The sequence below is a fragment of the Streptomyces sp. NPDC051020 genome, from assembly GCF_040683105.1.
In the GTDB taxonomy this organism is placed as follows: domain Bacteria; phylum Actinomycetota; class Actinomycetes; order Streptomycetales; family Streptomycetaceae; genus Streptomyces.
Genome location: NZ_JBFBCG010000078.1, coordinates 20,590 through 32,699, shown reverse-complemented (window position 1 = coordinate 32,699; position 12,110 = coordinate 20,590). Strand labels below are relative to the sequence as shown.

Here is a 12,110-nt window from a genome sequence, read left to right as displayed (position 1 = left end):
CAGGACCCATCGGCCAGGGTTTCCAGATACCGGGGCCGCAGATTCTTTTTCACTCGCCAGAGCAGATCCGCGCCCGTGGCGGCGGCCTGCTGCCACAGACGGAACCCGTAGAAGCCCCGGTCGGCCAGGACCAGCTGGCCCGGCTCCAGCCGACCGACGAGCTGCCGGGACAACTCGATCTCCGACACGCTGCACGGGCCGGTGACAGCGTCGAAGACGGCATGGGTGCCGCATTCCGCCAATGCCACCAGGCGGGCCTGCGGAAACGCGGACTGCTCCCCCCGGCTGGAAGCGGCCGCCCGAAGAATTCTGCGTTGGCTGCCGTGTCTGCCACGTCCAGGCACGTCCCGTCGATCGCCACCAGACGACGCCCGGCCAGCCACGACCCCGGCGTGTCCGGCCCCGCCAGCGGACGCGCGACCCGCGCGAAGAGATCCCGCACCGGCTCGAACCCCAGACGAGACCTGGCCTGGAAGATCGCCGACTTCGAGGGCGGCGTGAACGACTCCGACCACCCCGACGCCCACGACAGCCCATCCGTGAGCTGCGCGAACACATCCTCGTAGGAGCCATCCGAATACAGCGCCATCCCCATCGAGAAGTACGCCATCACTCGCGCGGGCAAGGACCGGTGACGCCGCTCAGTACGCCCCGCCTCCTCGATCACCGCGTCAACCACGTCCGCGGGAAACACCCGCGTCAGCAACCCCACAGACACCAAATCCGACAACCGGACATCAGAAGACGGCTTCACCCAACCAGAACGCGGCATCCCCACACAATAGCCCAGAAGCGCTTAACTGAACGGTATTGCCGCTAAGGCCATCAGCGTCACCCCGCCGAAGGACGGCACCCACACCCTCCAGGTCCGGCAGGTCGACAAGGCCGACAACAAGTCCGAGCCCATCGACTACACCTTCCACGCCGGGCCGGGCGGTTTCATCCAGCCCTCCGAAGGCGAGCGCACCGCACGCCGGCTGCCGCTGGCAGCGGAAGCCGACGCGGGCAAATACAACTCCGTCTCCTTCTCCTGGCGGCGCTCGGAAGCCGATCAGTGGGTGAAGATCCCTGCAGGTGACGTAACATCCGGCGGTACGCCACTGTCTGCGTGGCCGGTGCCGATGAGCAGTGGCAAGAACGCCACGCTGGTCTGGAACGCCACGAGCACGGTCGACCCGGACGGCACGGTTCAGATCAAGGCCGACTTCACCGGTCCGAACTCTGCCTCAGGCAGCACCGAGCCGTTGGCTGTCGTGGTGGACCGAACGGCTTCGGGTGCTGCGGCCGAGGAGGTGGGCCCGGGTTCGGTGAACTTGCTGACGGGTGACTACACCCTTTCGGCTACGGATGCGTCGGCGTTCGATCTGTCGGTGTCTCGTACCATCTCGTCGCGGACTCCGGACAAGGGCGCCAAGCAGGAGGGCCAGGCACCAATTTTCGGCAAGGAATGGGTCACCGGCACCGTCGCCGAGATGACGGACTCCGATTTCTCCCACGTCAGGAAAGTGTCCGACACGGCCGTGGCTGTCGTCGACTCCGAAGGCGAGGAGACCCACTTCGCTGCGAACGCCGCGAAGACCGGCTGGATCGCCGAGCCCGGCTCCGAGGACCTGACCCTCAAGGGCAGCGTGACGACCTCGTTCACGCTCACCGACACCGAGGGCACGGTGACCGAGTTCACCAAGCCCGACCCGGCGACCACCACCTGGCAGGTTTCCAGCACGCTGCTGGACGGCCTGTCCAACTCCACCACGACCGTGGTCTCCGAAACGGTCACGGTCGACGACAAGAAGCTGGCCAGACCCAAGAGGATCATCGGCGCCACATCCGCAGCGACGACGGCCACCTGTACCACAGACCCGGCGACCAAGGGCTGCCGGGCGGTCGAGTTCGTCTACGGCACCTCCACAACCGCAACCGACACCGCCTTCGGCGACTACAGCGGCCAGGTGAAGGAAATCCGCCTGTGGTCCACCGCGCCGGGCGCGACTACGGCAACCTCCAAGTCCGTGCAGATGTACCTGTACGACGGCTCCGGCCGTCTGCGCCAGGCGTGGAACCCGCAGATCAGCCCCTCGCTGAAGTCCGAGTACGCCTACGACGGCGCCGGCCGGGTCACGACGTTCACTCCGCCCGGCGAACTGCCCTGGACCTTCACCTACGGCAAGGCCGGCAGCGCGGACACCGCCGGCGAGGGCATGCTGCTCAAGGCATCCCGCCCCGGCCTGAAGCAGGGCACCACCGACACGGTCGAGGGCACCGCTGCCACCAGCATCGTCTACGACGTGCCGCTCACCGGCACCACCGCTCCGTACAAGATGGGCGCTGCCGATGTGACGGCATGGGGCAGCTGGACGCGCCCACGGACGCGACAGCGGTCTTCCCCGCCGACGCCGTACCCACATCGCACTCCGGCACCTCACTCACCGCCACCAGCTACAAGCGGGCCGAGGTCCACTATCTGGGCGTCTCCGGCCGCGAGAGCAACTCCGTCACTCCCGGCGGCCACATCTCCACCACCGAGTACGACCGCTTCGGCAACACCGTCCACGAACTGTCGGCCGCCAACCGGGCCCTGGCCCTCGGCCTCACCGCCGACGACAAGGCCGCCCAAGCAGACCTGGGCATCGGCCAGCTAACCTCGGCAGAGCGCGCCGACCTGCTGGCCACCCGCTCCGTCTACAACGACGCCGGAACCCGCGAGCTCGAGGAATACGGCCCGCTGCGCCGCATCGATCTCACGGCCGACCTGAAGTCGGGCACCACCACCCTGGTCCCTGCGGGTACGTCAGTCACCGCTCGGACCTGGACGGTCAACGAGTACGACGTCGGCCGCCCCACGGACGGCACCGCCAAGGTCAAGGACCAGGTCACAAGGACCACGATCGGCGCTCAGGTGCGCGAACATCCCACGGTGCACGGTGAGACTCGCGTCTCCCAGACCGTGTACGACTGGGCCAAGGGGCTGCCGACCCAGACGATCCAGGACCCCGGCGGTCTGGCCATCGCCACCAAGACCGAGTATGACGGCCAGGGCCGCACCATCAAACAGCTCCTCCCCGGCGCGAGCGGCACCGACGCGGCCACGCGAGTCACCACCTACTGGTCCGCGACCGGCACAGGCACCTGCCAGGGGCGTCCGGAGTGGGCCGACCTGGTCTGCTCCATTTCTCCCGGCGGAGCGATCACCGGAGGCGGCTCCAACCCAACCGGTCTGCCGACCACCACCACCGAGTACGACTGGTGGGGCAGCCCGGCCAAGGTGATCGAGACTGCCAACGGCGTCACCCGCACCACCACAACCACCTACGACAACGCGGGACGTCAGACGAAGGTCGCCATCACGGGCGGCGTCGGACAGAGCGTCCCTGAATCGACCACCGAGTACGACCCGGCCACCGGGAAGACTGTCAAGACCAGCTCGCCAACCGGCGGCACCATCACCAGGGCGTACGACAAGCTCGGCCGCCCGATCTCCTATACGGACGTCGACGGCGGCACCACCACGACCGAGTACGACCTGCTCGGCCGCCCGGTCAAGGTCTCCGACTCGGTACCGTCCACCACCACGTACACCTACGACACCGCCATCGAGCCCCGCGGCATGGCGACGAAGACGACTGACTCCGTAGCCGGCAGTTTCCAGGCCACCTACGACGCCGACGGCTCGGTCAACTCGGAGAGACTGCCCGGCGGCTACACCCTCAGGCAGAACGAGGACACCACCGGCTCGGCCACGGACCGCACCTACACCCGGGACAGCGACGGCACGATCGTCTACTCCGACACCGTGACCGAGTCCATCCACGGCCAGGTCGCCTCCCACGCGGGCTGGTCGGATCAGACCTACCGCTACGACGCCACAGGCCGTCTCACCACGGTCGAGGACACGACCGAAACCCTGTGCACCCGCCGGAGCTACGCCTTCGACCAGCGCACCAACCGCAAATCCCTCACCTCGGCGACCGGCACACCGGGCACCGACTGCCCCACTACAGGAGGCACCACCAGCAGTCACACCTACGACAGCGCCGACCGCATCGTCGATACCGGCTACGCCTATGATGCATTCGGCCGCACCACCGCAGTCCCCGGCAACGGCACGATCGGATACTACGCCAACGATCTTGCCTACCAGCAGACCGCGGACGGCAAGCGTCAGACGTGGCAGCTCGACGCCGCACTGCGCTTCCGCTCCTGGAAGACCGAGACCGGCAGCGGCACCACGTGGACCCAGACCGGATCCAAGCTCAACCACTACGACAGTGACGGTGACAACCCTCGCTGGATCGTCGAGGACACCGCCAGCGGGGCACTTACCCGTAACGTCGACTCGGCCTCCGGCGACCTTGGCGCCATCACCAGCAAGACCGGCGACACGATCCTGCAGCTCAGCACCATCCACGGGGACGTGGCCCTGCAGCTGCCGCTGGACACCAGCAAGGCTCCCGTCGCCCTGGACAGTGACGAGTACGGCAGCCCTCGCACCGGCCAGGCGGCCACCCGCTACAACTGGCTCGGCGCGAAGCAGCGTTCCAGTGAGACCCTCACCGGCCTCACCCTCATGGGCGTCCGCCTGTACAACCCCGCTACCGGCCGCTTCCTGTCCGTGGACCCGGTTTACGGCGGCGGTGCCAACGCCTACGAGTACGTCAACGCCGATCCGCTCAACCGCTTCGACCTCGACGGCAAGTGGTGGAGCTGGAAGAAGGTCAAGCGCGGCTTCAAGGTCGCAGCCCGCCACGTCCGCAAGAATTGGCGCACCTACGCCGGATACGGCGCAACAGCAGCCTGCATCATCGCCTCCGCAGGCACCTGCGCCGTCGCCAGTGTCGCGGTCTTCGCCGCCACGGCGGTGGCGGACGGCCGCGGGGGCCGATGGCGTACGAAGAAGTACTGGAAGTCGACGGCCAAGTCGGCCGCCTGGACCGCCGTCGGTGTCGGCGCAGGCCGATTCGCGGCGGGCTCATGGTGGAAGTCCAGCCGCGGATTCTCACGCGGAGGCCGCCACGCCGCAGGCCGAAGCAGCCATGCCAAGCGCTTCTCCTACCGGCGCACAGCGTGGAACTACGCAGGCAACTCCTGGACAGGCACGCTGACCTGTGGAATGAGTTGGAAAATGCGCTACTGCTAGGCAGATTCCGCTGACGGGGGTGCCGTGCGGTCCGCGCGGCACCCCCGTGTACTTTGGTTGACTTCTGGGGCGGAGGGGCTGCGTCAACGGTCAGTTCCGTATACCTCGAGATGCACTTGATGGCTAACTTTGAACGCAATCGTGACTGCGGGATTAAAATCCCAGCGCGACTGTCCTCACATTCGGAGGCGCCATGCGCTACAGAAATAGAGCCGTATATTTCGCTTCGCTGGCAATGGTCCTGGCCATGTTGGCGGTCGCCGTCTACTTCCTGTTCTTCGATTCAGTAGCGCCCCGCAATTTCTGGGACGTGTGCCTAGCCCTTGCGGTGCCCGGCGTAGTTACGTGGACACTGATTCGCGTTGGCCTGACTCCGTACGTCGAATGGGGGAAGGGGTGCATCACGGTCTGCAACCCGTTCTTCACCTACAGGGCGAGTCTGGATAGCGTCCGACTGCTGGGCAGGGAGGGTAGAGGCGGTGCCTTCAAGATTGAGGGAATTGGAGTAGTCCTACCTTGGGCTATGACACGGTCCATCTTTGACGGAAAGAGAGCAAATGCGGCGCGTCGAGATTTGCGGCACGCGGTTCTTGCATCAAAGAACGGGGACCCGGCGCTCACGTCGTCCCGGAAAGCCCGCTTCGGGTGGTTCGATCTCCTTATTGTGCCTTTTGCCGCTGCTCTTGTCTGGGCTTTTCTTCCGTAGACGGGAATCTATATGCATCGACGGGCATGCTCAGCGGGTCTCGGCGGCAAGTTCGGCCTGGTTACTGGATAGGTGGGAGTGGCGCAGCCTGCGTTTCAGGTCGGCGTTGACCAGGTCGTCAGGGTTCAGTTTGGGTGAGTAGGAGGGCAGGAAGTGCACAGTCAGGGGCCGGTCGTTGCGTGCGGTCAGGGGCTGATCGCAAGGACGACGAACGCGGCGAAGATCGCCAGGTGGACGCCGCCCTGGAGCAACGTGGCCCGTCCCGGTACGACGGTCAGCGTGCCGACCACCACGGTCAGCGCGAGCAGCACCATATGGGTGGCGCCGAGGCCGAGCTGGAGCGGTCCGGGCAGCCAGATGGAGGCCAGGGCGATGGCCGGGATGGTCAGCCCGATGCTGGCCATGGCCGACCCGAGGGCGAGGTTGAGGCTGGTCTGCACGCGTTCGCGGTGGGCGGCCCGGACCGCGGCGAGGGTCTCGGGCAGCAGCACCAGAAGGGCGATGACGACACCGACGACCGCCTGCGGCAGCCCGGCGGCCGCCACGCCGGACTCGATCGTCGGCGATACGGATTTGGCGTCGCCGACGACGGCGACGAGCGCGATCAGCAGCATGGCGACGCTGAGCGCGGTGGCGCCCCGGCCGGGCAGCGCCGCGTGCTGCTCTTCGTCCTTGAGCCGGCCGTCCTGGGTGAGCGGCAGGAAGTAGTCGCGATGCCGGACGGTCTGTACGGCGACGAACAGCCCGTACAGGAGGAGGGACGCGACGGCGGCGAAGGTGAGCTGTGCGGTGGAGAACTCGGGGCCCGGTCTGCCGATGGTGAAGGTCGGCAGCACCAGACTGAGGGTGGCGAGGGTCGCGACGGTGGCGAGGGCGGCGCCGGAACCCTCGGCGTTGAAGACGGCGACGCGGGAACGGACCGCGCCCACCAGCAGGGACAGTCCGACGATGCCGTTGCAGGTGATCATCACGGCGGCGAAGACGGTGTCGCGGGCGAGCGCGGACGTCTTGGGGCCGCCGTCCACCATCAGGGTGACGATCAGGGCCACCTCGATGATGGTCACGGCGACGGCAAGGACGAGCGAGCCGAACGGTTCGCCGACCCGGTGGGCGATCACCTCGGCATGGTGGACGGCGGCGAGCACGGCGCCCGCGAGGCAGAGCGCGACGACGCCGACGGCGAAGGCCGGCAGCACCCGCCCCCAGCTGAACACCAGCGCAAGCGCCGCGACGATCGGCACCACCACGGTCCACTGGGTAGCCAGGGACCGGACCGTCGCGCTCGTGTTCATGAGCCACACGCTGCCAGAGGTGGCCGGGGTGCGCTCGGCGGACGGTGCGGGGCCGCCGACGTTCAGAGGCCCCTGTGGTGCCCCTCCCAGTACGGGTCGCGCAGTCGCCGCTTGTACAGCTTGCCGTTGGGGTCACGCGGCATCGTGTCGATGAAGTCGACACTCTTGGGGTGTTTGTATCCGGCCAGCCGCTCGGCGCAGTGGGTGAGGATCTCGGCGGCCAGCCCATCGCCCGGGGGGTGTCCTTCGGCCGGTTCGACGACCGCCTTGACCTCCTCGCCCCAGTCGGCGTGCGGGATGCCGAAGACGGCGGCATCGGCGACCGCGGGGTGGCTGAGGAGCGCGGCCTCGATCTCGGCGGGGTAGATGTTCACTCCTCCCGAGATGATCATGTCGATCTTGCGGTCGCGGAGGAAGAGATAGCCGTCCTCGTCGAGGACGCCCAGATCGCCGACGGTGAAGAAGTCCCCGATGCGGTTCCTCTCCGTCTTGGTCCGGTCCTTGTGGTAGCTGAAGCCGCCGGTGCTCATCTTCATGTAGACGGTGCCGAACTCGCCGGGCGGGAGGCGGTTGCCGTCGTCGTCGAAGACGGCGAGTTCACTGATCGGCCAGGCCTTCCCGACCGTGCCGGGCTTCTTCAGCCAGTCCTCGGCGGTGGCGAACGCGCCGCCGCCCTCGCTGGCCGCGTAGTACTCCTCGACGCACCGGCCCCACCAGTCGATCATGGCGCGTTTGACGTGGTCGGGGCAGGGAGCCGCGCCATGGATGGCATGCCGCATCGATGTGACGTCGTACCGCTCCTTCACCTCGTCGGGCAGGGCGAGGAGGCGGTGGAACTGGGTGGGGACCATGTGCGTGTGGGTGCAGCGGTGCGCGTCGATGACCCGCAGCATCTCCTGCGGCGCCCACTTGTCCATCAGGACGAGGCGGTGCCCGATGTGGAGGGCGGCGCCCGCGAACTGGAGCACGGCGGTGTGGTAGAGCGGCGAGCAGACCAGATGGACGTTGTCGTCGAACGGCTTGATGCCGAAGATGCCGAGGAACCCGCCGAGATGGCCCTCCTCGGGGAGCTTGCCGGGGAGCGGGCGGCGAATGCCGCGCGGGCGTCCTGTGGTGCCCGAGGTGTAATTCATCACCCAGCCGAGGCTGCGGTCCTCGGGCGGTGCGTCGGACTGTTCCGCGAGCAGTTCCGCGTACGGGCGGAAGCCGTCGACCGCGCCGACGGCGTAGCGGTGGCTCATGGGCAGTTCCGCCTCGTCGGCGGCGGAGGTCGCCGCGTCGGTAAACCGCTCGTGCGCGATCAGCGCCTTGGCGCCGGAATCGGAGACGATCCAGGCGATCTCGGGGCCGACGAGGTGGTGGTTGACGGGGACGAGATAGAACCCGGCCTGGGAGGCGGCGAGGTACGCGGTGAAGAATTCGACGCCGTTGGGGAGGACCACGGCGAACGCGTCGCCCTGCCGGAGCCCGGCCGCGCGCAGCCCGTGGACCAGGCGGTTGGCCGCGGCGTGCAGTCGGCCCGCGGTCCAGGTCTCGCCGTCGGGGGCGACCAGGATCGTACGGTCGGGGTCGGCGGTGGCCTGGGCCCAGAAGCCGTTGGGCGGCTGGTTCATGCGGCGCTCCGTCCCGCGATGCGGTTGATCCGGTCCACGGCGCGTTCGAAGCCGCGGGTCAGGTCGTCGAAGACGGCCTGCACGCTGCGTTCGGTGTTCATCCTTCCGACGATCTGGCCGACGGGGGTGCCCAGCAGTGGGCCGGTCTCGTACTTCTGGATACGGGAGACGGCATCGGCGACCAGCAGTCCCTGGAGCGGCATGGGCAGGGGGCCGGGGCCGGACGGGTCGTCCCAGGCGTCGGTCCATTCGGTACGGAGCTGGCGTGCGGGTTTGCCGGTGAGGGCACGTGAGCGGACGGTGTCGCCGGAGCCCGCGGCAAGGAGCTTGCGGGTCAGTGCGCGGGAGTGGAGGTCGGCCTCCCCGGTGGTCAGCCAGAGCGAGCCGAGCCAGACGCCCTGGGCGCCGAGGGCGAGTCCGGCGGCGATCTGCTGTCCGCTGCCGATGCCTCCGGCGGCGAGGACGGGGAGGGGTCCCACGGCGTCGACTACGTCGGGGACGAGGACCATGGAGGCGATCTCTCCGGTGTGACCGCCCGCTTCGTACCCCTGGGCGACGACGATGTCGATGCCCGCGTCGGCGTGATGCCGGGCGTGTTTGGCGCTTCCGGCGAGGGCGGCCACGAGGACGTTCCGGTCGTGGGCACATTGCACGACGTCCGCGGGGGGCGAGCCGAGGGCGTTGGCGAGGAGCCTGATGGGGTAGTCGAAGGCGACGTCGAGCTGGTTGCGGGCGACCTCCTCCATCCACCCGGTGATGCGCCAGCCGGATGCCTCGCCCTCGGCGAGTTCGGGGACGCCGTACTTGGCGAGGGTGTCCCGGACGAACTGGCGGTGTCCGGCCGGGATCATCGCCTCCACATCGGCCTCCGTCACCCCTTCCACCTTCTTCGCGGGCATGACGACGTCGAGGCCGTACGGCTTGCCGTCGGTGTGCTCCTGCATCCAGTCGAGGTCACGTGACAGGTCGTCGGGGGCCGTGTAGCGGACCGCGCCGAGTACGCCGAATCCGCCGGCCCGGGTGATCGCCGCGGCCACCGCCGGGAAGGGCGTGAAGCCGAAGATGGCGTGCTCCACTCCCAGTTTCTTGCTCAGCTCCGTCTCCATGGGCGGCAGGATGCCGCAGTCGGACATCGATAGGAAGAGATTTTCTGATGCAGTGTCAGATTCTTTGTGGCGCCGGAGGGCCTCCGGGACGGCAGGGGTGACAGTAATCTCTGCGGCGGCGGGAAGTTTCATCGTAGGGCTGGATGACGAAAGTTAGAGGTCGCGCGCATAGGTGGGGTGGAGGAAGGAGCGGGGCGAGGGGCAAGCCTGGCAAGGCGGAGGAGGGAGGCGACGCGGAGCGTCGTCGACCGACGACAACGCCGCCAGGCGCCGCCCATCGGCACGCGACGCCGCCCCACCTATCCGCGCGCCCTCTAACTTTCAACCGGTAGGAAGGGGTTCCGGATGACCGAGGACGCAACCGGCAGAGGGATCAGCCGACGCAGGCTGAGCGGTGGGATGCTCGCACTGGGCGGAGCACTCGCCCTGGCACCGATTCCCTTCGCGGAGACGGCATCGGCCATGGAATCGGGGGCGGGAACGTCGGGGACGTCGGGAGCAAGCGCCGTGGACGCCTGGGATGCGGCCGGCGACGAGCGGCCGACACTGCGGCGCGGTTCCGCCGCCCGCGCCGGACTGTTGCAGGGACCGCTGGACCAACTGGTCGCAGAGGCGGAACGGTTCCTCTCCGCATCCCCCAAACACCCGTGGTACGCGGGCGCGGTGCTGCTCGCCGGGCGCGGTGGCACGGTGGCGCTGCACCGGCCGATCGGCAAGGCGGTGCGATACGCGGCCTACGACGAAAAGACCGACACCGGGGTGGAGTTCCCGGCGGACCAGCAGATCGCGATGGCCGAGGGCACCGTCTTCGACCTGGCGTCGGTGTCGAAGCTGTTCACTTCGATCCTGGCCGTGCAGCAGATCGAGCGCGGGGCACTGGAACTGGAGGCGAAGGTCGCCTCGTATCTGCCCGACTTCGCGGGAGGCGGCAAGCAGGACGTAACGATCCGTCAGCTGCTCACGCACACCTCGGGATTCCGTGCCTGGATCCCGCTCTACAAGGAGCCGACCCGGGAGGGGAAGCTCCGGCTGCTGTGGAACGAGGTACCGGCCAACCCGCCTGGTACGGCGTATCTCTACTCCGACCTCAATCTCATCTCGCTGCAGCTGGTCCTGGAGAAGATCACCGGACGCACCCAGGATGTGCTGCTCCGCGAGGAGATCACCGCGCCGCTCGGAATGCACCGCACTCGTTACAACCCGCCCGCCGCCTGGAAGCCGAAGATCGCGGCCACCGAGGACGCCCGGCTGCCCTGGTCCGGCCTGGACCGCGGGCTGGTCTGGGGCGAGGTGCACGACGAGAACGCGTACAGCCTGGACGGGGTGGCGGGCCACGCCGGAGTGTTCTCCTGCGCCTGGGACCTCGCGGTCCTCGCCCGTACGCTGCTCAACGGCGGCGTCTACGGAGGCGCGAGGATCCTCTCCGAGGAGTCGGTGGATCTCCTGTTCACCGACTTCAACACCGCGTTCCCCGGAGATTCCCACGGGCTCGGCTTCGAGCTCTACCAGCACTGGTACGTGGGGGCGATGGCCACCCCGAGCACAGCGGGCCATACCGGCTTCACCGGGACGAGCCTGGTCCTCGACCCGACGACCGACTCGTTCCTGATCGTGCTCGGCAACTCCGTTCATCCGGTGCGCACATGGCGCTCCGGAAGCGCACCTCGGGTCGCCACCGCGAACCAGATGGCGCGGGCGGTGGCGGTGCGCCCCGCCCGGGGCCGTACCGCCTGGTTCTCGGGCATGGCGAGTGCCGCCTCCGCCACGCTCGCGCTGCCCACTCTGCGTCCGGCGTCCTCGCGTGCCGCGCTGAGCTGCGCGGTGTGGTGGGACACCGAGCCGGGCTCCGACTTCCTCTTCCTGGAGGCCTCGTCGGACGCCGGGACGACCTGGCAGCCGGTGCCCTTCACCACCGTACCGACGGCGTCCGAATCCCACCGGGCGGAGCCGGAACCGCATCCGGGAGGTTCCGTCTCCGGCTGGTCGGGCCGGGTCTGGCACAGTCTCGACGCGGACCTGGCCGCCTGGCAGGGCAAGGAGGTGCGGCTGCGGTGGCGGTACACCACCGATCGGCTGTACGTCGGGCGCGGGGCGTACGTGGACGGCATCCGGGTCGAGGACGACGGCCGGACCGTCTTCGACGACGGCAGGTCGGGCGACGCCGGGCGCATCGAGGCGAACGGGTGGACGATGTCCGCGGACTGAGAGCGGCGGCCGGCCGGTTCGGACCGGCCGGCCGCCGCTGGTTCGACGGGTTGG

The 12,110-nt window shown here is 68.4% G+C and carries 6 protein-coding genes and 2 pseudogenes; 3 read left to right on the top strand and 5 right to left on the bottom strand.

All coding sequences use genetic code 11. The features are described from left to right. Positions 1 to 772 (bottom strand): annotated as a pseudogene (locus AB0N06_RS30875) (IS4 family transposase); the annotation flags it as partial. A 46-nt stretch (positions 773 to 818) separates the two neighbouring features. Here AB0N06_RS30875 and AB0N06_RS30870 point away from each other — a divergent pair. Both AB0N06_RS30870 and AB0N06_RS30865 read left to right on the top strand, forming a co-directional pair. After that, positions 819 to 5,134, top strand: a pseudogene (locus AB0N06_RS30870) (RHS repeat-associated core domain-containing protein); the annotation flags it as partial. 193 nt (positions 5,135 to 5,327) lie between these two features. Next, positions 5,328 to 5,840 carry a hypothetical protein gene (locus AB0N06_RS30865; protein WP_366137995.1) on the top strand — a complete coding sequence of 171 codons (513 nt, stop codon included), beginning with the start codon at positions 5,328 to 5,330 and terminating at the stop codon, positions 5,838 to 5,840. A 30-nt stretch (positions 5,841 to 5,870) separates the two neighbouring features. Here AB0N06_RS30865 and AB0N06_RS30860 read toward each other — a convergent pair whose 3' ends face one another. The 4 genes from AB0N06_RS30860 to AB0N06_RS30845 form a co-directional block, all read right to left on the bottom strand. After that, complete coding sequence (locus tag AB0N06_RS30860; protein ID WP_366137994.1) at positions 5,871 to 5,999, bottom strand: transposase; 129 nt, start codon at positions 5,997 to 5,999, stop codon at positions 5,871 to 5,873. A gap of 26 nt (positions 6,000 to 6,025) precedes the next feature. Then, positions 6,026 to 7,132, bottom strand: a complete 1,107-nt coding sequence (locus tag AB0N06_RS30855) for an ionic transporter y4hA (RefSeq protein WP_366137993.1) — start codon at positions 7,130 to 7,132, stop codon at positions 6,026 to 6,028. Positions 7,133 to 7,194: 62 nt separating this feature from the next. After that, complete coding sequence (locus tag AB0N06_RS30850) at positions 7,195 to 8,745, bottom strand: acyl-CoA synthetase (RefSeq protein ID WP_366137992.1); 1,551 nt, start codon at positions 8,743 to 8,745, stop codon at positions 7,195 to 7,197. Further along, entirely contained in the window at positions 8,742 to 9,851 is a 1,110-nt protein-coding gene (locus AB0N06_RS30845; RefSeq protein WP_366137991.1) for a nitronate monooxygenase family protein, read from the bottom strand. Before AB0N06_RS30845 ends, AB0N06_RS30850 begins: the two co-directional genes overlap by 4 nt. A 345-nt stretch (positions 9,852 to 10,196) precedes the next feature. Here AB0N06_RS30845 and AB0N06_RS30840 point away from each other — a divergent pair, with 345 nt between their 5' ends. Next, positions 10,197 to 12,056: a serine hydrolase gene (locus tag AB0N06_RS30840; RefSeq protein WP_366137990.1), complete on the top strand. Its 1,860-nt coding sequence runs from the start codon at positions 10,197 to 10,199 to the stop codon at positions 12,054 to 12,056. The last annotated feature ends 54 nt before the right edge of the window (positions 12,057 to 12,110 follow it).